This is a genomic window from Oceanobacillus arenosus (assembly GCF_003369575.1).
Classification (GTDB): domain Bacteria; phylum Bacillota; class Bacilli; order Bacillales; family Amphibacillaceae; genus Oceanobacillus; species Oceanobacillus arenosus.
The window spans coordinates 174,255-199,245 of record NZ_PIOC01000003.1 but is presented as its reverse complement, the minus strand read 5'-3'; the positions used below and the strand labels follow the sequence as shown (position 1 = coordinate 199,245).

At 37.7% G+C, this 24,991-nt stretch carries 23 protein-coding genes and 1 pseudogene; 17 read left to right on the top strand and 7 right to left on the bottom strand.

What is annotated here, in order from left to right:
- The first annotated feature begins 245 nt into the window (after window positions 1-245).
- From CWR48_RS03320 to CWR48_RS20290, 5 genes are all read left to right on the top strand, one after another.
- Entirely contained in the window at window positions 246-1,781 is a 1,536-nt protein-coding gene (locus tag CWR48_RS03320) for a YifB family Mg chelatase-like AAA ATPase (protein ID WP_115771614.1), read from the top strand.
- Window positions 1,782-2,327: a transposase gene (locus CWR48_RS03315; RefSeq protein WP_115771613.1), complete on the top strand. Its 546-nt coding sequence runs from the start codon at window positions 1,782-1,784 to the stop codon at window positions 2,325-2,327.
- Between the two features lie 52 nt (window positions 2,328-2,379).
- A complete protein-coding gene (locus tag CWR48_RS03310; protein ID WP_115771612.1) occupies window positions 2,380-2,646 on the top strand; it encodes a DUF4160 domain-containing protein in 267 nt (88 codons plus the stop codon).
- 12 nt (window positions 2,647-2,658) lie between these two features.
- Window positions 2,659-2,976, top strand: a complete 318-nt coding sequence (locus CWR48_RS03305) for a DUF2442 domain-containing protein (RefSeq protein WP_115771611.1) — start codon at window positions 2,659-2,661, stop codon at window positions 2,974-2,976.
- 523 nt (window positions 2,977-3,499) lie between these two features.
- Window positions 3,500-3,643, top strand: coding sequence for a hypothetical protein (locus CWR48_RS20290; protein WP_211316689.1), 144 nt, complete (start codon window positions 3,500-3,502; stop codon window positions 3,641-3,643).
- A gap of 406 nt (window positions 3,644-4,049) precedes the next feature.
- Here CWR48_RS20290 and CWR48_RS03300 read toward each other — a convergent pair whose 3' ends face one another.
- Entirely contained in the window at window positions 4,050-4,448 is a 399-nt protein-coding gene (locus tag CWR48_RS03300; protein WP_115771610.1) for a hypothetical protein, read from the bottom strand.
- Between the two features lie 477 nt (window positions 4,449-4,925).
- Here CWR48_RS03300 and CWR48_RS03295 point away from each other — a divergent pair, with 477 nt between their 5' ends.
- Window positions 4,926-5,849 carry a J domain-containing protein gene (locus CWR48_RS03295; RefSeq protein ID WP_115771609.1) on the top strand — a complete coding sequence of 308 codons (924 nt, stop codon included), beginning with the start codon at window positions 4,926-4,928 and terminating at the stop codon, window positions 5,847-5,849.
- 694 nt (window positions 5,850-6,543) lie between these two features.
- Here the strand turns inward: CWR48_RS03295 and CWR48_RS03290 are convergent.
- The 3 genes and pseudogenes from CWR48_RS03290 to CWR48_RS03280 form a co-directional block, all read right to left on the bottom strand.
- Window positions 6,544-6,657 (bottom strand): annotated as a pseudogene (locus CWR48_RS03290) (excalibur calcium-binding domain-containing protein); the annotation flags it as partial.
- A 743-nt stretch (window positions 6,658-7,400) separates the two neighbouring features.
- Window positions 7,401-7,889 (bottom strand): competence protein ComK, encoded by a 489-nt coding sequence (locus CWR48_RS03285; protein ID WP_115771608.1) that lies wholly within the window; start codon window positions 7,887-7,889, stop codon window positions 7,401-7,403.
- 89 nt (window positions 7,890-7,978) lie between these two features.
- Entirely contained in the window at window positions 7,979-8,221 is a 243-nt protein-coding gene (locus tag CWR48_RS03280) for a helix-turn-helix transcriptional regulator (protein WP_245976707.1), read from the bottom strand.
- A gap of 1,219 nt (window positions 8,222-9,440) precedes the next feature.
- Between CWR48_RS03280 and CWR48_RS03265 the strand changes: the two genes are divergently transcribed.
- From CWR48_RS03265 to CWR48_RS03215, 11 genes are all read left to right on the top strand, one after another.
- Entirely contained in the window at window positions 9,441-9,770 is a 330-nt protein-coding gene (locus CWR48_RS03265) for a hypothetical protein (RefSeq protein WP_115771604.1), read from the top strand.
- Window positions 9,771-10,033: 263 nt separating this feature from the next.
- The gene (locus CWR48_RS03260) at window positions 10,034-10,990 is read left to right on the top strand and encodes a DnaD domain-containing protein (protein ID WP_115771603.1); all 957 of its coding nucleotides are present in this window, start codon (window positions 10,034-10,036) and stop codon (window positions 10,988-10,990) included.
- 814 nt (window positions 10,991-11,804) lie between these two features.
- Window positions 11,805-13,046, top strand: coding sequence for an ROK family transcriptional regulator (locus CWR48_RS03255; RefSeq protein ID WP_245976698.1), 1,242 nt, complete (start codon window positions 11,805-11,807; stop codon window positions 13,044-13,046).
- 127 nt (window positions 13,047-13,173) lie between these two features.
- The gene (locus CWR48_RS03250) at window positions 13,174-14,433 is read left to right on the top strand and encodes an ABC transporter substrate-binding protein (RefSeq protein WP_115771602.1); all 1,260 of its coding nucleotides are present in this window, start codon (window positions 13,174-13,176) and stop codon (window positions 14,431-14,433) included.
- A gap of 75 nt (window positions 14,434-14,508) precedes the next feature.
- Window positions 14,509-15,450, top strand: a complete 942-nt coding sequence (locus CWR48_RS03245) for a carbohydrate ABC transporter permease (protein WP_245976697.1) — start codon at window positions 14,509-14,511, stop codon at window positions 15,448-15,450.
- Window positions 15,451-15,468: 18 nt separating this feature from the next.
- Entirely contained in the window at window positions 15,469-16,281 is an 813-nt protein-coding gene (locus CWR48_RS03240; RefSeq protein ID WP_115771600.1) for a carbohydrate ABC transporter permease, read from the top strand.
- Window positions 16,282-16,321: 40 nt separating this feature from the next.
- Window positions 16,322-17,308, top strand: a complete 987-nt coding sequence (locus tag CWR48_RS03235; protein ID WP_115771599.1) for an ROK family protein — start codon at window positions 16,322-16,324, stop codon at window positions 17,306-17,308.
- Between the two features lie 19 nt (window positions 17,309-17,327).
- Window positions 17,328-18,341: a Gfo/Idh/MocA family protein gene (locus tag CWR48_RS03230; RefSeq protein WP_115771598.1), complete on the top strand. Its 1,014-nt coding sequence runs from the start codon at window positions 17,328-17,330 to the stop codon at window positions 18,339-18,341.
- Window positions 18,338-19,309: a Gfo/Idh/MocA family protein gene (locus tag CWR48_RS03225; protein WP_115771597.1), complete on the top strand. Its 972-nt coding sequence runs from the start codon at window positions 18,338-18,340 to the stop codon at window positions 19,307-19,309. The genes CWR48_RS03230 and CWR48_RS03225 overlap by 4 nt, the downstream gene beginning before the upstream one ends.
- Window positions 19,310-19,393: 84 nt before the next feature.
- A complete protein-coding gene (locus CWR48_RS03220) occupies window positions 19,394-20,251 on the top strand; it encodes a sugar phosphate isomerase/epimerase family protein (RefSeq protein ID WP_115771596.1) in 858 nt (285 codons plus the stop codon).
- On the top strand, window positions 20,251-21,237 hold the full coding sequence (locus CWR48_RS03215) for a Gfo/Idh/MocA family protein (RefSeq protein WP_115771595.1): 987 nt from the start codon (window positions 20,251-20,253) through the stop codon (window positions 21,235-21,237). The genes CWR48_RS03220 and CWR48_RS03215 overlap by 1 nt, the downstream gene beginning before the upstream one ends.
- 438 nt (window positions 21,238-21,675) lie before the next feature.
- On the opposite strand, the gene CWR48_RS03210 is transcribed toward CWR48_RS03215, so the two are convergent.
- The 3 genes from CWR48_RS03210 to CWR48_RS03200 form a co-directional block, all read right to left on the bottom strand.
- Complete coding sequence (locus CWR48_RS03210) at window positions 21,676-22,527, bottom strand: creatininase family protein (protein WP_115771594.1); 852 nt, start codon at window positions 22,525-22,527, stop codon at window positions 21,676-21,678.
- 64 nt (window positions 22,528-22,591) lie between these two features.
- On the bottom strand, window positions 22,592-23,965 hold the full coding sequence (locus CWR48_RS03205) for an MFS transporter (RefSeq protein WP_115771593.1): 1,374 nt from the start codon (window positions 23,963-23,965) through the stop codon (window positions 22,592-22,594).
- Between the two features lie 212 nt (window positions 23,966-24,177).
- Window positions 24,178-24,906, bottom strand: coding sequence for a helix-turn-helix transcriptional regulator (locus tag CWR48_RS03200; protein WP_115771592.1), 729 nt, complete (start codon window positions 24,904-24,906; stop codon window positions 24,178-24,180).
- Window positions 24,907-24,991 lie beyond the last annotated feature (85 nt).

Here is a 24,991-nt window from a genome sequence, read left to right as displayed (position 1 = left end):
TGGCTTGACATAGTGGTTTCTGAATGATTTAAAAAAGTTAAAATTGAAATTCACTATAACCTTATTCGTTTATTTTTTCATTTTGATCCTTTGCAATTTCTAGATATCTTCATTTTAATACAAAATTATCTCTGATAATTACTTTTCTTATTCTCTTATTACGAACTTATGTTCTTGACTTCGCTCTGAAAATGGCTTATCTTTTATCTAACAATAAATTAATTCAGGTTAAAGGATGTGAAGTGATGGCAACTGTTGTAACAAGTATCGGTTTGAAGGGGATGGAGGGGTATCGTGTTCAAGTTGAGGTTCAGTTGATTCCTGGAGTGGAGGGGGTTAGTATTGTTGGTTTACCGGATGCGTCTGTCAAGGAGTCAAAGGATCGCGTGATGGCAGCTTTATATGCAAATGATTGTCAGATTCCAGATAAAAAGATTATCATTAATTTGTCTCCAGCAGAGCAGAAGAAAAACAGTCCGATATTTGATTTGGCGATGGCAATCGGTATCATGAAAGAAGCAGGGGAGATTCGGCATGCAATTCCTGCTGATGCTGCATTTTTAGGTGTCTTGTCATTGGATGGTTCGATTAAACCTGTAGCTGGAATGCTGCCTGCAGTTGTTGCTGCGAAGAAGGAAAAGATAAAGATTTTATATTTACCTCCGATGCCTGACTTTCCTTTACAGTCCATAGAAGGAATTGAGTTTCGTTTTGCAGAAACGCTTCAAGAAGTTATCGATTCATTTTCGGGTCAATTAACTGCCTTTTCTACTTCATTTTTTTCATCCTCAGATTCCACAGAAGAAATAACCCCCACATATGACAAAGATTTCCAACATGTACTTGGACACAAACAAGCGAAACGTGCACTCGAAATTTCTGCAGCGCGCGGTCATAATGTTTTAATGACTGGGCCGCCAGGATGTGGGAAAAGTCTGCTTGCAGAAACATTTCCATCGATACTGCCTGCTTTAAAACAGGAGGGTCGGTTTGAGGTGATGAGTATTTATCAGTTGGCTGGTGTGACAAAAGTAGATTTCCTTACCCCACCATTCCGTGATCCGCATCATTCAGCATCCGCTGTTTCGTTAATTGGCGGTGGCGCCAATCCGAAACCAGGGGAAGTATCGCTTGCCCATCGTGGTGTACTCTTTCTTGATGAAATGGCAGAATTTCCAAAGCGAACCTTGGACATGCTTAGGCAACCGATGGAAACAGGAGTCGTTATGATTAGTCGTGCTGCCTCGACTGTCACGTATCCGGCGCAATTTCTACTGCTTGGTGCGATGAATCCTTGTCCGTGTGGTTATTTAGGCTCTCGACATTTTTATTGTACATGCACACCAAAGCAGATTACCGCGTATAGCAATCGGGTATCCGGTCCCATTCAGGATCGAATGGATATTTTACTTAAGTTGGACACCGTTTCACTCGACAGTGAGTCAACTGAAACAAATGAAACATCTAAAGTTATTCGCGAACGTGTTATTGCAGCAAGGGAAAGGCAATATAAGCGCTTCGGAAGCGAAGTTACGAATGCAATCGTGGCAAATGAAAGGCTGCTTGCTTGTACGGAATTAAATGATGAACAAGAGAAAATGATGCAACAATGGACGAGTAAGTATAATTGGAGTACAAGGGTACAGATGAAAATACTCCGTTTGGCACGTACCATATCTGATTTAAGTGGGGAGGAAAATATAACGAATGAAGCTATTTGGGAAGCAGTAACGATGAGACGTGTACAAACAGGAAACGCAAAGAAAGGAATGGTGAGATAATTGTCTAGGAAACTGCGCATATGGTACCCAGGTGCCATGTATCATATTACTAGCCGCGGAAACCGCAGATCCGCTATCTTCTATGATGATATTGACCGAAAAGTTTATTTAGAATTACTGGAAGAAACCCGTTTCTATTATCCCTTTCACCTTCACGCCTACTGTCTCATGACAAACCATATTCATCTTCAATTGGAAACCACCAATCATCATATCAGACATATTATGAAAATGTTGAACTCAAGATATGCACTGAATTTCAATAAACGCCACCGACTAGTAGGACATGTTTTTCAAGGTCGCTACGGAGCAGAGATCATCGAAACGAAAGACTATCAACTGGAAGTGAGCAGGTATATCCATTTGAATCCAGTCGAAGCGGAAATGGTGAGTTTTCCTAAAGACTATCGCTGGAGCAGTTACGGAGCATATGTGACAGGAGAAGGTAATCCGCATGTGACAACAAAGAAGATATTATCTTATTTTTCAGAGCCGGTGAAGGAGAAATATCGGATGTTTGTCGAGGGAGAGACCGTAAGAAACTAAGAATGTGATTTATTTTAGTGTCATTTGACCAAACTCTAAGGTGGTGAACAAATTGCCCAGAATAAGTCAATTTGGTGGTATGACGTTTGTAATATATTATAATGATCATAATCCACCGCATTTTCATATCATATATAATGAAATAAATACAAGGATAGATATTTATGGTGGTACATATTTGAAGGGAAACGTGCCTTTACCAAGTTCGAAGGAAAAAGATGTTTTTAAATGGCTTGAGATAAATAGAAGTGATATTATTAAAGTGTGGGATGACTGTATGGCTAAACGCAGGCCAAATAAAATTCCCCCTCTATATTAGGAGGTGTAAGTAATGGCTTTAGTGAGTAAAGTTAGTGTTGTACCAGGCCTAAAAGGTTGGTTATTAATTGAATTTGATGATCAAACTCGTAAATTTACGAATATTAACCCTATCATGAAAGGTGTATTAGAAAATCTAAAAGATCAGACCTTTTTTGAAAAAGTTTTTGTAGATAAAGAATTACAAACCGTATCCTGGCCAGGCGAATTGGAGCTTGATCCAGATAACTTATATCAAAATGGTGTGGATGTTGTGCACGTTAAAAACCTTATTAACGCTGTCAAAGATAATAGCGATTTCTCTGATTTTATTGAGCGAGAAATAGTATGAACCTTGAACATTGTGTCAGGAAATAGCATCAGCGAAAATTTCTGAACCAGTGATAAACCGTTCGTTAAAGCGCACTTTTACGAACGGATATTTTTTTATTCAAAAACGATCGGTTTATAACGAACGTTCGTTTAATATTCTGATACCTAATACCACTACGTTAATGTGCTAAAGTTAATTAGTTGTTGGTTGTTAATTATCAGTTATTGTTGAAACGTTGTATTCATTCTAGATTAAAGCATCCTTGGTAACCTAGCATTCGTACACTTTTCTATATTTATTTTTCGAAGTGTCCATTCCTTTGTAATTCACGTTGACGTTCAGAAGATTACTCAAATAATAACGTTGCATTCTTATAATAGATACTATTTTCTTTTGGTAACTTTGAAAAAGCACACTAAATAATTTGCAATAAAAATGGGAAATTTGACAATATTCGACGGCGATATATTCATTCCCATGATATAGTACTATATAATTAGATAATGTGATTAGTAGAGAATATTCAAAGGTGGCAATGAACTTGGGAGAGCAAGAGAAATACACTAAAGTCTTAAAGCAAATGATTGATGATACAGAAAGCAACAAAATTCAAACTGCAGAAGAATTAATTCAGAAATTAATTAAAGAATTGACAGTTAGTAAGGAACTAAGTGAGAGTTATTAGTTATTCGAAGTAGAGGAGAATTAAATGACATCACGTAAGGCCAATGGGTCAGACCCCCACTACGTTTTGACTTGTATAATACAATAATAAAGCGATAAAGTGTAATATTTAGAAGCTGTAAGTATCGATGAGAGTAGTCCTATTGATTCTTGCAGCTTCTATTTTTAAAAAGATAATATTTTCTATACATTTGATACATTAGGATTTTGGAGAAAACCTTGTCCTTATTAAATTTATTTATGGAAAGATCTATAAGAGAAAATTTAACGATGCTCTCTCTGAGTTATCATGGTCTGTTTACTATCAATACCACAAAAGTGGGGTGCCATTCCTTTTACGTGAAAACATAACAAAAACATCGTCATATTCAGCAAAATATGATGATGTTTTTGTTGCTAGAGTCAAGTTATTTAAATAAGTCCATAAATATTTTAATTAGTAAAAATGGCTTTTTACTAGCATGATGGTCATAAGAAGCTTTATTAAAATTGTCTTGATCTTCAAGTTTTTTTGTTTTTGAATATGTAATTAGCAAGATAAGGATGCCTATTAACAGCATTATTATCATGGGCGCAATGGTCAATTCAGAATCAGTTGAAAGATTAAGGAATAAAATTATTATGGGAGTAAGCAGCAAGCCAAGACCAATGAATAGGAATATGAAACTTAATATGGCTGAGTCCAAAATAAAAGAAGTATCTCTTATTGCTTCGCCAATTGATTGCTCTTTTTGGTCATTTTCTTTAGAGGTTTTCTTTACATTATTCCAGAAATCTTGTTTCCTTCTTTTGGCATATTCATTCATATAACGGTTTCCTAAAATGAGTAGTAAAACAGCATTAGATACAAAAATTAAAGTTAACTGTCCAGAAGTTATATTCAGACAGAAAAACTGAATTAGGGTAGATATATTGAATAAATAATGATCCCCAAAATACATGGGAACAAATAACAAATATACCATCAGTAGATCCAATTTGTATTAGTTTTCGATGTCCTATTAAAGATATATGGTAAATCCATAAAATTAAAGGTGCAAAGATAATATTTAACATTTGGTTTACTGCATTTATTTTCAATAAAATAACTTCCCCTCATGTATCTTTTCATTATTTATCTATGAATAAAATTAATTTTCTACAATTAATTTTATTCAGACAGGCAAAATATTCCTCTATTTTAATAATTTTATATTGATAATATCATAGTTACCATTATAATAATAGGTATATTTACTTATATTGGTTATAAAATTTCTACTTTGAGGAGAGGTGGAGCCTAAATGAGTTTTTTTATTATTTTATTACTTGTGTTTATTATTGTCGGTTATATATCCGATAATCAATCAGGTCAAAGTCAAGGCAGTAATAATGAAAATGAACGTAGTAATCGTTCTAGTAATAATAACCATTCCAATGATGATTTTCAATCCTATCTGGATGGTATAGATTATGATTGCGATGGGACGTTCGATAGAGGATTTTATAATCCAGAAACAAGACTTCGTATAAAGGGCCCTATGAAATCGTATGATATTTTAACTGAAAGATATTTTTACTCTTTTTATGATGGTACTCTAGAATTTAAGGATGAGAATACAAAGGTTTCTATTAGATTAGTAATCTCTAAAGATAAACGCATTGTGCCTGCGATATTTCATATAAATGGCGATCTTTATAAACCAGTAGATTATAATGGAGATTTCATTGAATCCATTCAATCCATAAGTATAAACGACATTCATGTCAGCAGAACTGTTTGCTTTATCATGGTACAGCTTGAAAACTATCCAATTAGGCAAATAACGTATGATACAATAAGTGGGATATTGATAGATGTAATTGCCTTTAATATGCTTACACGAAATAAGGTAATAATCGAATTTGAAGAAGACTATATTACAGTCGCAAAAGACTATAAATATAATTTTGAGGATACATATAAACGGTTTAGAGATATCGTTATAAACAAAATTAGTAACTACTTATTGAACAATAATTATTTAGCGAAAAGTCATATTTATGAAGTAGAGGAATGGCTTTCCATTTTGGAACTACCTAATGATACGACAGACATTGCCATAATCAGAAAACAATATCGCACCCTAGCAAGAAAATATCACCCAGATTTACACCATAATACAGAAGACCAGATGAAAAAAATAAACATGGCATACGACAATTTACAGCAGTATTTTGCAAGTTAGTTGTGAAAATAGAGCGACGATGAATTTGCTCCATATTAGTAAGCATACACAAAAGTCTGCCTGCAATTGTAGATGGGCTTTTGTATAAACTTCATTTAGTTCTATTTAGTCCGCGACATTCTTCTGGAATTGTTGGCGCCGGGCAAGAGATTCAAAACCATCAACATCTCCAAATCACTCATCTCCAGAAGTCTTACTAAAAAATCAACAAGTTCTTGTGTTTTTCGAAACTGAAAGCGGCTAATTCCTGTACCAGGTTATAGGTGTAACTTTATTAAACCATATCAATTCGAATAAGAGCAAAATGAGAATCGGTCCGTCTTGCTCAGAAAGGGCAGCAACAGTAAGAGGAAGTAATCAGAAATGCTGATGCCTGTCTTCTACCACTTTAAAGCGATAAAGTATAATATTAAGATGCTGTAAGTATCACTGAGAGTTAGATCCATTGATACTTGCAGCTTCTATTTTTATAAAAATGATATCTTCCATACATTTGATACATCAGGGTTTTGGAAATAACATTGTCCCCTTTTAAATTTATTTATAGAAAGATCTATAAGCGGAAATCTAACGATGCTCTCTCTAAGTTATCAAATAAAATACTGCTTTACGATAAACGGTTCGTCCTACCGCACGAGTAAAGCCAGTCTAATATAAATCCATTTAAGCAAGCTATTAAATATATACTAAAAACCTACTCACAGCCAACCCCATCGCCATCCCTGTCCAAATGACTAGCATAACCAGGATCACCAATCCGAACAGGAGCAGCTCCAGCAGCTCTTGCTGCTGTGCAATTTGCATAATATACATTCGGGCTTGATGTAGCCTGGTCGCTTGAACTTGATCCAGAGTTGAGTTACCACTAGTAGAACTACTCTCGCTTGTACGCCCGATGTTTGCTTCTGCGCTTGCTAATTTTGCTTCCGTGGATTCCAGATTTGATTCTAGACTAGCCACTTCGTCTTCTAGATTGGTATTGGTTTCTGTTAAAGCAGCAATTTCTTCGTTCAATGAGTCCTCTTCTGTGTTAAATGCGGCTTTTTCTTCTTCTAGTGATTCTACTTTGCCTTCATATTCCGTAACCTTTGTCGTCATTTCTTCTATATCAGATTCAAGATCTGAAACGTCTTGTGTGAGTTCTTGATTTTCTGATTTCAACGTATCATTATCAGCGGTCAGGCTTTCATTTTGTTCTACACTATCAGCTAGTTGAGCTTCAAAACTTGTATCGTATAAAATGGATCCAAAAATGAGCACGACGAGGCCGCCGATTAAAGTAGGATAAAACATTTTCTTGGAAAGCCTTCTTTCTTTGTCTTTTCCTTTTTTTATAAAGTGAAAAGCGAGATAGAAAAGCGAAAAAATAATAGCAATGAAGCCTAACAATTCGATAAAAATCATTTGTTATTTCCCCCTTATATTGAAAATAGGCTGACACATATTTATATTCACCGTTGATACCTCTAAAGTAGAATCAATGGTTAAGTATATTTTTGCAATATACGAATCTTAGGAGCGTTTAATCTAGGATTATTTTGATTCGCTCGATTATGTTAAGTTATTTACACGAATATAATTCCTGCCTATAATCGTTAATGTTCGTTGCATTTGCTTATGTAATATGTAACTTGAAACATTAATTGGAACTTGTTGAAAGTCTTTGAAAGTATTCATTGATTTAATATTAGGATTCGTATCGCTTTGAAAGGCTTTTATGTAAAGAACATGATGATAGAATATCCAGCAACATTCGTAATCAGTAGTAGAATGTGTGGGAAAAGCATAGAGGCATTGTTCTGGATTTATCGGGAGTGGAATCTTCCGTCTAAATCCAGTATGATGCTTCACTGCCTCTCGTCTTCCCTCATAGGTAGAATAATGTTCGAGACATGCCTGCTTAATTAGCTGCATTGGTGTTTTCTTAACATATAGCTTATTGTTCTGCTCGAACACGATCGTATCGTATTCATGATGCTTGGCAGGGAGCAATGCCATTGTCCTGTCGGTAATGGTATACTCTGATAAAATACTTTGCATCTTAACTCAGTACTCCTTTAAGGGGTCATGGATTCTTTTTGTATAATGAGAACAACCAGTTATTTTACTCTATAAGAAGGGTTATTATCTTACTCATCATCGGTAGTAAGGACTTCATCGACCCCAGCAAATATGTCTTCTACAGTAATACCTAGTGCTCTTGATATCTGATAGCAAGTAGAAATATGAAAACCTTTACCACGTTCAATCTCCCCTAGGTTTTTATCATCTAGATTAGCCTTTTCTGCTAGTTCTTCAATTGTTTGAAGTTGTTTCATCCGATGGTTTCTTATGTTTTCACCCATTACTTTGAACATTCTACTTCTATTCATTTCATTCACTTGAATTCATCCTTTTTCAATCATTATCAAGTTCAGGAAAAAGGAGTTACACCGTCGAATGCCACCCAAATGCTTATTAAATCTGAATATTAAGATATAATAGTTTGAAATCGATAGTAAATATGTGCTAACTTTAAGAAAAATATCGAAAACAGGGTTTTCAGTCATATTTTCGTGAAAACCCGACATTATTCTTGATAGAAAATCTAATATTAGATGGATATGCGGGAAGTTAGGTATAGGAAATGAAAGATGATTTTTCATATAATCTTTCTGAAGGGATCGTGTTATGTAAATGCTGTAATCAAATGGGGTATATTTGTAGGGAATATCAATTTCGAGGCTATGATTCTAATAAAGTTGAACAAAATTGGGATTTTACTTGCTGTTGATCCGCTACTTACGATTCTTGATTTTTTCTCGAATTCTTTTCGTTAAGGGTCTTACAGCAAGTTAATTCGGAATAAAGGATGATCGAGACAAATGGAAATGATAAGATGTCCAAAATGCAGTCGTTTCTTCAGGAAAAAGGATATTGTGAATCTAGACATATGCAATACAGTCATACATGCTACCTGCGTGGATGAGCAATGGATTTATCCAATAAAAGATATTGGAACATATGCTGGGTTTGTGAAAAAGTATGCGTTTTTGTCGGTGAGGTCGGGGGATGTGAATGATATCTATAATTGAAGAACAGGAAGCGAATGAAGGGAAACGCTCCCGTTCGCCTCTATGAGAAAAATGGGTGAAATTCTCCATAGGCTAGCTCGGGCGTGTGTCTACATTGTAGGCGGGGTAGACTTTTTACGGTACTAATGGTTAAAGGTTTTCTGAATGGAAAAAATGGAATCGCTAACATTTACACGATTCTTTTGTTTGGGCGGATATTGTGGGGGAATCATCGTTAATAGGAAGATGCTGGCAGTAAATAGATCCTTTGCTTAGGACTGTTTACTGCTTTTTTATGGATTTGGTTGTTCGTAAGACTTTGGAAATATGCCTAACATTTCGTTTATTAGTTGAAAATTTGATTTTTGATGGTGATTTTGGAATTTTGAAAGTGAATTCTTGATAGAAATGGTGTTTTAGCCTTTGAGCTTCAAGTTGGTCTGGATGATAATTTCGTCGTATTTCCATATGATAAATTTGTCCATTGTTAATGAAGATCTATTTTATCGGGCAGAAAATGAATAGGAGGGGCTAGAGTATGGAGTATCGTGATGAGCAGGATAGGCGTAGGGTTGTGGAAGCAAATTCTGGGGTGCCGGGTGAGAAGAAGAGCCAGGAGAGTGCGAAGGAAAAGGATATGGAGCAAACCTTCGAGGCGTTTTTCAAACAGAATGAGAATCGAATGCATTACCACATGCAGAAGCTTGGCATCTATGATACTGATTGGAAGTATTATATGGAAGGATTATCTGCGATGTGGATTGCCTATAAGAAATATGAGCCGAATAGGGGGCTGCTTGCTACATATTTTAATTATGTGATTCGGGAGCGGTTGATTGAGTTGCGGGGGGAGAAGTTGGAGGATTGAGTTGGAGCATTCAGGAGTGGGGGAGGAGCAGCGTTCAAGTAGGAAGTAGGAGCTCTCAGGCGGCGTAACGGAGCGCTTAAATGTTAATTAGAGCGCATAATCCGGAAGTGAGGCACAGAAAAGGAGTACCTATCTAGGCGAGCGATTAACTTTACCCCACTTTAGAAGTGAATATCCCAAGTGGTAATTTTAACAAGAGTACTAGCTTCATAAGATTGACTAGAATGAATGGACAAATTTTATAAAAAGAAAGGGTTTGAACGATGAATTACATTAAAGAAATCAACGCATTTTATGATCGAATTGAAATGGAACCTCTATCTGCATCGGCAGTCACCCTATGGCATACGCTAATGCATATGAATAACAAAGCAAGATGGGTGGAGCAATTCACTGTTGCTGCAACCGTATTACGTTTGAAATCTGGATTAAAGGAAAGCTCCTTCAAGCGCGCTCGGATAGAGTTGAAGGAGAAGGGATATATTGATTATAAGTCGCGCCCGAATAATCAAGCACCAGTTTATCGGATGGTGCAGATGGCGAATGATGAGGGTTATCATGCGGGTTATATAAATGATCTAATTGTGGATCAACTGGTGGAAGAGCCTCAGACTAATCAAGGAGACCGAGTAATGGACCACCACGAGAACCATCCTAAAAACCAAACTCCGGACCAACCTCAGAAGCCGTTTGCGGACCAGCAGGCGAGCCCAAATATGGGCACATTAATTAAACTTAAACAAAAAGAAAATAAACAGAAACAAGATGAAGTAGTTGCAGCTGAAGATACAATTGCGTTTTATCAAGATAATATTGGCTTGGTTAGCCCATACGTGGCGGAATCGCTGTTGCAATGGGTGCGTGATATTGGTGAAGCTCTGGTTATAGAGGCAATGAAACGTGCATTGGAGCGAAACAAGCCTAGTTGGGGTTATGTTAAAAGCATTTTACAGGCATGGGTGAAGAAAGGAATTGTGACGGTTGATGATGCAATGGCTGAGGATGTGGCGTTTCGGAATCAACGGGGGCAGCGGAAGAAGGAGTGGGGATCTGCATCGGGAAGGCAAGGTAGGGATGAGATTGTTCCGGAGTGGTTTGAGGAGCGGAAGCGTGGGAATGAGCAGTTGATTGTGGGAAGTCTGGCGGAGGAAGGGAAGAATGGGTTTTTGGATTTGGAGGAGATGAAGCGGGAGTTGAGGGAGATGATGGCGGTGAGGTAGGAGATTGAGCAAAAATAGCGGATTCTATGAGAAGGTACTAGAAGATGATTAATGCAGGGGTTATTAAAATGGAGTAATCTCCTAGTTTTAATAAATAGTCTGAATTCAATTGATTAACAGTTGGAACAGAGTACAGATAGGCCTACAGTAGCGGATTCACACTTAGTGGTTAAAACAACCAAGGTCATAGTGATATTGCTGGAACAAAAAGATGATGCTTTGAATTCAATAGATCAGCAGTTGGCGCAAATGACTGATTAACTGGATTAAGTATATCTAGGTAAAAGAAGGATTTTAGCGCCTTTTGCCGAATAGTGTAGAAAAAAGAGGACACAATCAATGATAAATATTCCAGCAATCTGTGATAATAATTTTATTACCCGCTGAGCTGTAATGGCTTGGCGGGTTTATTAGTTTCGGTCAGTTCGTTAATATATGAAAGCGAATTATTAAATCACACATTTGGAGTAGAAATTAACTGTGATATGGTTGAGTTTTAATTGTTAATTGTTCCCTTAGTGAAATAGTAACCATGTAAGAGGGGAATATGGCTGCAAAAATAAAGTGGACAGTTGACTAAGACGAAAATTTGAAAAATTTTAACTTTTTCTAAAGAAAGGGTTTACAAAACAAAATAATTAAACTATTATGCTTATCAAGGTGATTCGAAAAAGTCTAGGTATAAATATTATTATTTCATCATCTTGGCAGTTGATTTACATAAAAAATTGCCTAAATTCTATGAAGCGAAGTCGGTTTTACTTCGTTGCGAAGGATTATTGAACAAACTTAATAAAACCACTGGAGAAAGAAAGTGAAAGAACCAGAGAGAGGTTACATGATGCTAAAACAAAGAACCGGAGATTTAAAGCTGATTCAGGAATTAAATAGATCAATCATTTTAGATACAATCCGAAAAAATGGACCGATCTCCAGAAGTGAAATCGCAAAATTAATAAATATTAGCCCTACAACAGTAACTTCAGCTGTTTCTGAAATAATCAGTGAAGGTCTTGTTTACGAAGATGGTGTAGGAACTTCAAGTGGTGGAAGAAAACCGGTCTTGCTCCGGTTTAATCCGGATACCCATTCTATTATTGGAGTATCTATTACAAACTCTTACATCAGAATTGCTGACATGAATCTGGAGGGGAAGATACTGAAGAAGGTAGTCCATCCTACTAACCAGCTGAAAGGACATGAGATCATTGAACTCATTTTAGATGTAGTAGATCAATTTCTGATGCAAAAAGCCGATTTAGATTATTGTCAGGGAATTTCCATTATTTCACCAGGTATTGTGGACGCTGAAAATGGAGTGATTACATATAATACGAAGCTGAATCTCTACGGAATTCCTTTAAAGAAATTAATAGAGGAGAAAACAAACCTTCCTGTATTTCTCGATAACGATGCCAATGCATTTGTTTTGGCAGAAAATTACTTTGGCCTATTCAGTAAATATAAAGACATCCTTTATATAACGATTGGTGAAGGTGTGGGTTCCGGGATGATGGTGAATGGTTCCATTTATCGGGGGTTCCTTGGCAGCTCTGGTGAGATGGGGCATACGACAATAGTAGATGGCGGACTAAAATGCAGCTGCGGAAATAGGGGCTGTCTGGAGAATTACGTCAATTGGCCTGCAATTTATTCTAGAATTGTAACCGCTATCATATCGCAAAACAGGGATACAGTTATAAAAGAAATGGTGTCGGGGGATTTGACCAGGTTAAAGCCAGATATATTCGTAGAGGCTGTCAATCGGCAGGATGATTTAGCATGGGAAATCATGGAAGATATTTTGAATTATTTATCGATTGCTATTACAAATACGATTCACTTTTTTAATCCGGAAGTAATTATTTTGAGTGGAGAAATTGTCCAGGATAACCCATTATTTTTGGATGCTATTAATGAAAAAGTAGTGCGTAAAGTGATACCTACTCTCAGGGATCAAGTTAATATTCAGAGCACATCCCTTGGTTCTGAGTTTGAATTGCTTGGTGCTGCGGCAGTAATACTTCATGGTAAGTTCAAGTTTCAGATGATGTAGTCCAATGAAAAATCATTAGGAGGTGATGTGGATATTAAAAGAATAGCAACAACCCGGCCAGATCAGGTTATTACCACATCACAGAATTCACTAAGAAATAAAATCCAACATTTATCAGGAGGTCATTATGAAAAAATTAGTATCAGGTGTTTTTATCATCATGCTGGCAATTTTTCTGGCAGCGTGCAGCAGCAGTAGTTCAGGTTCTAATAAACAAGTGCTGGAAGTTGCACTTTGGGATGAAAACGTAAAGAGCACAGTGAACGCTTCTATTGAAGCATTTAAAGAGAAGCATCCAGATGTTGAAGTTAAAGTAACGTATACTCCTTATGCTAACTATTGGACTAAGTTGAAGACAAGCTTAGGCGGGGGAAGTGGTCCTGACGTATTTTGGATGAACGGTCCGAATTTTTACAAATACTCCACAGACGGGTTGATCAAAAGCTTAGAACCATTCATCAAAGAAGATGAGGAGTTTAATAAAGATGCTTATCTTCCAGCTGTAGTAGATCTTTACTCAATGGAAGAAGAACTATATGCAGCTCCTTATTTCACAGATTCCGTCGGTCTTTATTACAACAAGCAATTATTTGACGATGCAGGTATAGATTATCCTGATGAATCATGGACTTGGGAAGATATTGAAACCGAGGGTGCAAAACTGACAAATCCGGATGAAGGTGTATTCGGCTATGCTGCACATACAACGGTAAACCAACAAGGGTATTATAACTTAATTCATCAGGCTGGTGGTTATGTTATTAGTGAAGACAAAACGAAATCAGGCTTCGATTCTCCTGAGGCTAAAGAAGCCTTTGCATTTCTAAAGAATTTGATTGACAAGGGAATTTCCCCTTCTACACAGAATCAGATTGAAACAGAATCCAAGCAGCTGTTCATGTCTAACAAGCTTGCAATGCTTCCAGCAATTTCAGTTAATACTCCGGAACTCCACGAAGCATTAGGAGATAAATTAGCAGTTGCCCCTTTGCCGAAAGGAAAGCAGGAAGCATCTATTGTACATGGAATTGGCTGGGCAATGAACGACAAAGTGGAAAATGAAGATTTGGCTTGGGATTTAATGAAGAGTCTTACAAGTGAACAAGCAAATACAGATATTGCAGAGTCAGGCTTCTCTATCCCTGCAATGCAAAGCACTGGTGAAATCTGGCTGGACTCAGTTCCATCATTGGATCTACAAGTTTTCCTTAATGCACAGGAAAATGGTGGTGTAGCATACCCAATCTCAGAGCGTACGACAGAATGGCAGGATATTGAAACGAAAGAAGTCCAAAGTGCATTCCTGGAAGGCACTTCGATTGATGAAGCTTTGGACCGAATTGCAGAAGGTATGAATAAGATTTTAGAAGAAGAGAACAGTGATTGATAAATTGTTTGAGAATGCTCTTTCCCTTTAGTAAAGGGAAAGACACTCCATACTTTTATGGAAGGAGAGGTAGACTTGAGTACTGTAACCGTTTCAAATAAAAGTAAAAGTAATACAATAGTCAAAAGTAAAAAGAAAAAGTTCAGTCGTGAAGCACTCTGGGCCTATTTATTCATTGCACCAACACTCTTAGGGCTTGCTACATTTTATATGTTTCCTGCAGTTGCATCCTTTCTATTATCATTTACAAGATGGGATGGGATGACTGCACCTACATACGTCGGACTGGAAAATGTCATCACATTGTTTCAGGATTCGTCATTTATCCGTGCAATAATGAATACACTCATATTCACCGCAGTATCAGTACCATTATCTGCTGGTTTTGCGACAGTTATAGCTATAATGCTCAACCAAAAAATTAAAGGAATGGTTTTTTACCGAACCTTGTATTTCCTTCCAGTTGTAACGATGCCTGTTGCTGTCGGAATGGTTTGGAAGTGGCTTTACAATACAGATTACGGATTAATTAATTATGTATTGGGAGTTTTTAATCTTCCTCAGCCTTCTTGGTTGTTTGACCCAAATATTGCACTGTTTTCAGTAATTCTAGTATATGTCTGGATGACTGTCGGAAATAATGTCATTTTGATTCTTGCTGGTCTTCAAGGTGTTTCAAAAACATATTATGAAGCCGCACAAATTGATGGTGCCACAAAAGTTAGACAATTTTTCAGCATTACATTGCCATTGATTACACCAACATTATTCTTCGTCTTCATCACAGGTATGATTAGTTCCCTGCAGGTGTTTGACCTTATTTTCATCATGATTGGCGACAGTACTGCACTGCTGGAACCATTGCGAACGGTTGTATATGCTGTTTATGAGTATGGTTTTGAATATTCACAAATGGGGATAGCATCTGCGCAGGCATTCTTATTGTTCATAGCAATCTTAGCAATCACGATTGTTCAGTTTGTTTTACAAAAGAAGTGGGTTCATTATGATGGTTAAAATGGAGGGTGATCAAAGATGAAAACAAAACTAGCCAATCATATGTTGCTGATCGTCGGTGCTGTTATCATGATTGTCCCATTCATATGGATGATCCTAACGTCTCTGAAATCATTTTCAGAAACCATGCAAGTACCTCCGACGATTTTCCCAGAGGAGTTCAAGTTTGAAAACTATCTTAATGTCTTCGCAAGTGTAGATTTTTTAAAATATTATGCGAATACGATATTCTTGACTTTAGGTCGGACTCTGGTTCAGTTATTTTTATGTTCGCTGGCGGCATTTGCTTTTGCTAGGATGAACTTTCCGGGAAAGAACACGATTTTCATTTTGATTCTGTCTGTTTTGATGGTTCCAATGCAGGTTATCTTAATTCCAAACTATGGCATTTTGACGCAGCTTGGATGGATTGATACTTTCTATGCGTTAATCGTCCCGGGAATGTTCAGTGCTTTCGGAGTATTTCTATTGAGACAGTTCTTTATGGGCATTCCGAAAGAGCTGGATGAAGCTGCCACAATGGATGGCTGCTCATTTTTCGGCATCTACTGGAGGATAATCCTTCCTAATGCAACTCCTGCGTTGATTGCACTGGGAATCTTCACCATCCTCGCGTCATGGAATGACTTTTTATGGCCGCTTATCATGACAAGCTCAGAGGATATGCGGGTATTGTCTGTTGGAATAGCGGCTTTTCAGGGGCAATACTCAACTGACTATCCATTGCTTATGGCTGGTGCGGTAATGTCTACGATTCCAATGCTTATCATGTTTATCTTCCTGCAAAAACATCTTGTTACTGGTATCGCACTGCAGGGAGTCAGAAGGTAAAAGAAAAATAACTGCATATGTTTTAGGGGAGAGGAATTAGATGGAAGAATCAAAGGATTTAGCTATTGGGCTGGATTTAGGAGGAACAAAAATACTTGCAGCCCTTATATCCAGAGAGGGAGAAATACTTGGTGAATTTGAGTGTAAGACATCCACTGGGAAACAAAGTGATACAACTGCCAACATTATATTTGCCATAAACAGCCTGCTAGCAGAAACAGTAGCTGACAGAAGCAGAATTATGGGTATTGGCGTAGCGAGCGCTGGAATTATTGATTCCGAACAAAAAATTATCCATTATGCGAAAAATATTGGGCTGGAAAATTTCCCGATTGGAACCATACTGGAAGGCAATTTTCAATTACCGGTCAAACTCTCTAATGATGCAAACGCAGCAGCTATTGGAGAATGGATATGGGGTGCTGGTAAGGGAAAACAAAATGTTATTTATATTACTGTCAGTACTGGTGTTGGTTCAGGCATTATCAGCAATGGGCAATTAATGACAGGAATTAATGACAGTGCTGGAGAATTCGGGCATATTACCATCAGTCATGACGGTATATTATGTGAATGCGGAAACAGAGGCTGTTTAGAAAAATACGCATCAGGCAGTGCAATTAATATGCGAGCGAACCAGCTTCTAAAAAACGGTGAAACCAGCAGCTTGCTTCCTATTATTGAAAAAGGTTTGGTTGTCACGAACAAAGAAGTCGCCACAGCTGCAAAACAAGGTGATGTATTTTCTATTCAATTGCTGAAGGAGGCGGGAGAATATTTAGGAATGGGAGTGGTCAGTCTGATACATTTATTCAACACGGAAGCCGTTGTTTTTGGCGGCGGAGTTATGAATATGTCTGCGTTTATTCTACCTTCCATAAAAGAAACGGTTGCTAAATATGGAATAGCAAAAATGGTTGAAAAGGTTGAAATCAAAAAGTCAGTACTTGGCAACAAAGCAGGTGTGATCGGTGCTACAGGTCTGTTCTATCTGAATAGAGAAGAGCAACTGACAATGAATAAATAAATTATAAGGAGAGTTGACCATGCTAAATACGCTAGTTATCGGGGCAGGGACAATGGGAAGTACCCATGCAGCTGCCTATGTGAAAATGGAAGATGTAACATTGGTGGGTATTGTAGATACTAATTTGGCTAAAGCAAGGGACTTGGCAGAAAAATTAGGGACAAAAGCATTCCAAACATATGAAGAAGCAGTAGGAAACCTTATGTCAATCGATGTGGTATCTGTTTGTGTGCCGACACCGGTACATAAAGAATATGTCATGAAGGCAGCTGATGAAAATCGACATGTCATCTGTGAGAAACCGTTAGCACGATCGCTTTCAGATGCGAGAGATATGATTCATTATTGCCAAGATAAAGGAGTAAAATTATTCGTCGGTCATGTGGTCAGGTTTTTCCCGGAATATGTAAGGGCGAAGCAAGTTGTTGATGAAGGGAAAATAGGAAATCCGGCAGTTATCCGCACGACTAGGGGCGGAGGTTTTCCAATTGCCTCCAATGACTGGTACTCAGATTTCAATAGTAGCGGTGGACTGGTTTTAGATATGATCATCCATGATTTTGATTTCTTAAGATGGTGTTTCGGAGAAGTAGAACGTGTTTATGCAAAAAGCAGCAGAACCAGAGTTTTTGAAAAACTTGAATATGCGTTAGTCACATTGCGCTTTGAGAGCGGGGCAATTGCACATGTGGAGGGGACTTGGGCACATCAAGGATTCTCAACAAGATTTGAAATAGCTGGCAAGGAAGGCATTATCGAATATGATAGTGCGAAAGTTGCTCCAGTTGTAGCAAGCAAGAAAGAATCTGTATCAAGCGGAGGGGTTGCTGTTCCTGAAAGCCCTATGAAAAACAATCCATATTTCACAGAACTGCAGCACTTCATTAACTGCATTAACACAGATACTAAACCGATTGTATCTGCAGAAGATGCATATAAAGCAATGGAAATCTCACTTGCCGCACTTGAATCGATTGAAACAGGAAAAGCCGTCGTATTACAAGGGACGATGGAAAAGGAGGCTGTCCAATGAAAATCGGAATGATAAGTTTTGCGCATAGCCATGCGTTCAGTTATGCAGATGCATTAACTCAATTGGATGGAGTAGAAATTGCTGGAATAGCGGATGAGAATGAAGAACGTGGGAAAAAGGTTTCTTCCCAGTTCAATACAGAATACTTTCAAGATTATGAAGATCTACTGGATCAACCGATTGACGCAGTAATCATCAGCTCTGAGAACAGCAGACACTATGAGCATGTAGTTGCTGCAGCAAAAAAAGGCAAACATATTTTGTGTGAAAAACCATTGGCACATACAATTGAAGATGCCAAGAAAATCATTGATGTATGTAAGGAACAGAATGTGATATTGCAGACAGCATTCCCTGTCAGATTTAACACACCAGTTGTTAAGGCGAAGCAGATAATCGAAAGCGGACAGCTAGGGAATATTGTAGCAGTCAAGGGCACAAACCGCGGTACAAATCCTGGGGGATGGTTTGTTGACCCAGCAAAATCCGGCGGAGGAGCAGTAATCGATCATACGGTCCATGTAGTCGACATTATTCGCTGGTACACTGGCGCTGAAGTAAAAGAAGTGTATGCAGAAGTCGGAAACCTGATTTCGGATTATGATATCGATGACTGCGGGCTGCTGACGATGGAATTTGATAATAATATGTTTGCAACATTGGACTGCAGCTGGTCAAGAAATGAAAACTATCCTACCTGGGGAGATGTAACACTGGAGATTGTTGGAACTAGTGGAACGCTTACTGTTGACGCATTTGAGCAAAAAGTAAATGTTTATAATAAAGATGGTGCACGGTGGAATTTCTGGGGTGACGACATGGATAAGGCTTTGGTTGAAGATTTTATCACCAGTGTACGCGAAGGAAAAACACCTTCCATTACTGGTGAAGACGGGCTAAAAGCTTTATCTGTAGCTATTGCTGCATATGAGTCATCTAAGAAGCAGGAACCAGTAAAAGTGAATTAAATGGCAAGGAGGCTTCGGTCTCCTTGTTGGTTTATTTCGTATAATAATTAAAGTTAAAGGTACCTTATTAAGGAGTGAATGTTTATGTTAAAAGGAATTAATCAGTGGTGCTATCCAGAAGGAACTTCGCTTGAAAAGGTATTTGAATACAGCCGTGATGCAGGATTTCATGCTGTTGAACTAAATTTGAATCCTGATGGTGATGTTGGTTTGACGATGAATACAACAGCAGAAGAGGCTAAGGCGATTGTCAAGCTTGCATCATCATACCATTTGAAATTACGAAGTCTTTCCACCTCATTATTATGGGAATCCCCTCTTTCTGATTCAAGTGAGAATGTACGGGAGCAAGGGAGAAAAATAGTGGAGAAACAAATTGAATTGGCAGCAGTAATGAATGTGGATACAATCCTTGTTGTCCCTGGTGTAGTGGATGAAAATACTACATATGTCGACTGTTATAACCGCAGCCAGGAAGTATTAAAGAAAATTATACCTTTCGCGGAAGAGAATCGTGTGCATATCGGCATAGAAAATGTCTGGAACAAATTTTTATTATCCCCTCTTGAAATGGCACGGTATATCGATGAGCTGAATTCCGATTATGTGGGTGCATATTTCGATGTTGGAAATGTACTGCAGTTTGGCTACCCGGAACAATGGATTTGGATATTAGGCAAACGGATTAAGAAGGTGCATGTAAAAGACTTCAGCGCTGCTGTCGGTAACATTACTGGTTTTGTACCTTTATTGGCGGGTGATGTTAATTGGAAGAAAGTATACAAAGCGCTGGTAGAAATAGGATATGACGATACGATTACAGCTGAACTGAGCCCACATCTTATTGATCCTGGTTCACTGGCCTTTGATACGGCAAATCATATGGAAAGAGTAATAAAGTATGGTAAAGAATATTTGAGCAAAGATGGGGTCACAAAGTGATGCAAAAGGTAAAAGTTGGTTTTGTAGGTGTTGGTGGAGTAGCTTCTATCCACATGAAAAATATAGCAGCTAATGAAAATGCGACCATTGCAGCAGTTTGCGATATTATTGAAGACAGTGCAATTCGTGCAGGTGAAACATACGGTGCTGCTCATTATACAGATGCAGATCTTATGCTTAAGGAAGAGAAGCTGCATGCGCTTTTTATTTGTGTCCCTCCTTTCGCACATGGTGATATAGAAGAAAAAGCAGCCCAGCTTGGCATCCATTTAATGGTGGAGAAGCCGATTGGGCTTGAGATGGCCACTGTTGAAAGGAAGCTAAAGGTCATAAGAGACGCAGGTGTGCTTTGTGCAACAGGCTATTGTCTGAGGTATATAGATACCGTTAAGATAGCAAAAGAATATCTAAAGGATAAAAGAATTGCTATGATCCGGGGGCATTATCTCACATCCTTTGTAAGTACTCCGTGGTATAGAGAGAAGAAAAAATCAGGAGGGCAGCTGGTCGAGCAAGCGACACATATCGTTGATTTCATCCGATTCCTGGCAGGAGACATTGCAAAAGTGCATGCAAATATGAATCTGCTTGTGTCTAAAGGAATTCCAAATATTGATATCCCGGATGTGACATCAGTAAACTTTTTAATGGAATCTGGAGCAGTAGGCCATCTTGATGCTTCTTTTATTCAAACAGATCATCGTATGGGGGTAGAACTGCTTGGTGATAAATTCCGCCTGTCCTTTGATGGAGCCGACTTGACCATTGTAGAGGAAGACGGTATCATAACTTATCGTTCAAAAGTAGATTTTTATAAAGGACAAGATAATGCTTTTATTGAAGCGGTTCGTACGAATAATAAAGACCTTATTCTATCAGACTATGAAAATGGTCTTGAAACTCTGAGAGTTACGCTTTTGACCAATGAATCTCAGAAGAAAGAAAAAGTAATTAGATTAAAAGATCACGCTAAAGAAAACTCATAATGCTTCTTCGTGTGCACATATCACTAAATATATGTTGTAATTAAAAAAATCTAAAAAAGCGTAGTACTTAACTTTATGAACGTTAAGTACTACGCTTTGATATACTGATTATAGGGGTGCTATTACATTATGTCTATCTCGGTTCTGACTCGACAACGTCTCCATTTTGATATACATAATAAAATCCGACTGTACCACTTCCGCCGTTATCAATTAAATATTGACTTTGTGCTTTCGATGAATAAAAAACTTGACCATCAGAATCTTTATGAATCTCACCAACGATACTGAACACAAGATTGTCATTATCTAGGGGTTCTTCTGCAAATTTAATTGCTTTTTCTTTTGAAGAACTGGGGTCAGACCCTCACTACACTCACTGTCTATGATAGAAGTAGCTAATAAAAAGGAACGGTATTATTCACCGTCCCTTAAGCATTATTTCGGAAGCCATTCCCCATATCGCTTCATACTAACATTTTGCGTATATTCATCCAAATCGCTCAATTGTTTAACAACCGTAGCCACATCTAACCCCTTGATAATTTCATTGATTGCAGCGACACCAGATTTGGCATAGTAATTACGTTCATCTGCTGTTTTCAGTTGTGGCGTATATAAGTGGTCGGAAGCATGGTCAAAATAATAGCCAACCGCACCTGATTGCAACGCATATTTTCCAAGGAGCGATGCTGGATTGTCCGCATTTGCCTTCATTACTTTTTCCACATCATAGCTAACAGAATTGGACTCAGGTACGTTAAGTGGAACATCTTCCAATCTACCTAAAATATCATACGAGCCTATTGCCATATCATTGAACTTCTCAAAGAAGTTAAACGATAAATCTTTCAAGGTACCAATCGTCACCATTAAGTCCATATAAAGAATAGGTGCTTTGGTACGGTCGAAAAAGTCGCGAATCATTGGACTAATTGTTAAATATGCAGGTCCATGTAAAGTAACATAAACTTGTCGTCTGAATCCTTGATTAAGTAATGACTGTGCAATTCGATCTAAGTATGCTGCACCGTCTCTTGTTGTCATTTGTACTGTCCCACGCCCAGTAGGAGTTGCCCCTGCAAAGAAATATGGGAGATTGTGAAGAACTAATCCATCCGCAGCCTCCGCCATTTTTAGTGCAAACGCTTCTGCCAGAACCGTTTCTGAATCTAGTGGCAATGCGCCATGCGTTTCTGTTACGCCGACTGGAACAAAGATAAGATCATTTCTATCTAGATACTCTTCTACTTCCCCATTTGTTAGTTTTGATAAAAATCTTGTACGCATGTTTATCTCTCCTATCTAATTGATACTAGAGGAATCCAAGTAGTAGATTCCTCCAGTAAATGAATTATGATACTTTTCTTCTTAATTCTAGCTCTTCATACATCGCATTTGTCTTCTTACCGTTTAAGTTAAAGATGAACAATAAACCGATCAACATTAATGCAAATGCGATAATTGGCAAGCCATTATACATACGAAGAACTCCTTCTGCTACTTGTTGTGATTGTGAAGCAGCTCCAGTAGCATATCCTACCCAACCAAGGGAATAACTACCTAATGCAGATCCAATCCCCATACCGAATTTACGGGAGAAGGAATAAATCGAAAAAAGCGTTCCGTCATACCGTTTTCCAGTTTGCAACTCGGTATAATCCATAGCATCTGCTACAAGTGCCCATACAATCATAACAAAGACACTGTTCGCTATCATTCCAATATTATAGACCGCAATATAAAGATAAACGTTTTCAATTGTCATCAAGGTGAGGAATGCCATTGAAATGATACTAAATACCGATGTTACAATCACTAGATTACGCTTTCCAAATGATTTTACTAATTTTGGTATGATAAGGAATAAGATTAACGTAATCCCCATTTGTACGAACGAGTTAATCGCAAAGGCACTTGGACTGCCGAAGTACTCTGCAAATACAATAGGGGCCAATTGGTTTACTCCATTGATAACAATTAACGAACCAACAGAAGCAACCATCATCCCGATTAATTGTCTGTTTTTCATTGCTGCTGTTAAAGCGTCTTTAAATTTATAGTCTATTTTCTTACCTGTTGGATTGTCATCTCTCACACGTTCCGTTGAAAGCTTCACCAGACCTGTGTATGCAAACAATGAACAAATTGCAAAGATAATCGAGATAATGAAGAATGCATCAGAAATAATTGCTCCATTACTATCATAGATAAACATTGGCACGAAAGAGAGGGCCCCAATTCCAACAATCATCCCGCCAACTGCACGTGCACGCGATAATTTTGTACGTTCAATTGGATCTTGCGTAATAACCGCTGCAAGTGATCCATAAGGAATCGAATCAGCAGTATAAGCAATGCCGTAAAATAAGTAAACAAATACTACCCAAACATGTGTCGCCGCTGAACTCCAACTTGATACATCAGCAAACGCTAACAATACTGATGCCGCTAAGAACCATTTGGATATTTTAATATATGGTAAGAACTTGTCCCCACTTTTCCCGATTTTAAAGCGGTCTGGAATGGTTCCCATAATAACATCGGTAAACGCATCAAAGATCCTGGCTACTAAAAATAATGTCCCCATGAAGTATGGGCTTACCCCTAATACAGAGGTTGCAAATAATAGAAAGAAACCTCCTATATATAAATTAACAAAGCTACCTCCAATATCTCCTAAAGCGTAGCCAACCTGGTCTCGTACACCAAACTTTCTCTGTTTCATCTTAACCCCTCCTGTTAATAGACTTCTTCTATCTATGCGTGTTATTTCTTTGTTTTGTATACAAAGTAATATGCTAGAAATATGAAAGCGTTTAAATCACGGTATATGATTATTTTAATGTAAATGCTTACAATAGTTTTGTTCTAAAATATCCTATTTTTATACTAAGATTGCATTTTTATATTAAAAAGGAAATCAAGACGCAAAACAACCTATTCCTCCAAACTGTTTGAATGTGCTTTCCTGAAGGCTTTAGGCGTAACTCCTTCTTCTTTCTTAAATATTTTAGAAAAATACTGAGAGTTATTAAATCCAACCATAATGGCAATATCTGTCATCGAAAGATTTGAATGAATAAGAAGTCCCTTTGCTTCTTTAATTCGCTTTTGATTTCGCCAATGGCTAATTGTAGTCCCTTTCTCTTTCTTAAATGAACGCATGAGGTGGGATGGGTGGACGTGTAAATCATGTGCCATCTCTTCAATCAGAAACTCTTCAGCAAAGTTTGTCTCAATATAATGAATAGCTTTATCCGCAATACTTGGATTAGTTATTTTGTCATAACGAATGGAGGGGTCTCCATATTCATCAATCATGTTCAGATGAATCATATCAAGTTTAGAAATTTGGTCGGTATGCTCAATCATAATTGCATATTTTTCCGAAATAAAGTGGGACTTCGCAGCGCTGAGCCCCCCTTTTTCAGCACTATAACTATAAAGGGTATTATGTGATAGCAGGAAATTTTTATAGGAACGGAGCATGTTCCCAGGTACGCGTTTAAAAATATTCAAGGTATCATTTTTCAAGACCTTCAATATTTCCTGCTTATAATAGTCAATTTCATTTGTATCACAAGTTAGGATTGCTTGAAGAAAAGCTTCTCTAATTTGATGATCTCGTTCAATTCTTTGATTCATGGAGCTGCTATTCACTTCCATAGATGGATTCTCCTTCTATTATTACCCGTATCTTCGTGACTTTTGTGTCAATGGGTCAGACCTTTACCGCCTTAAGGCGATAAAG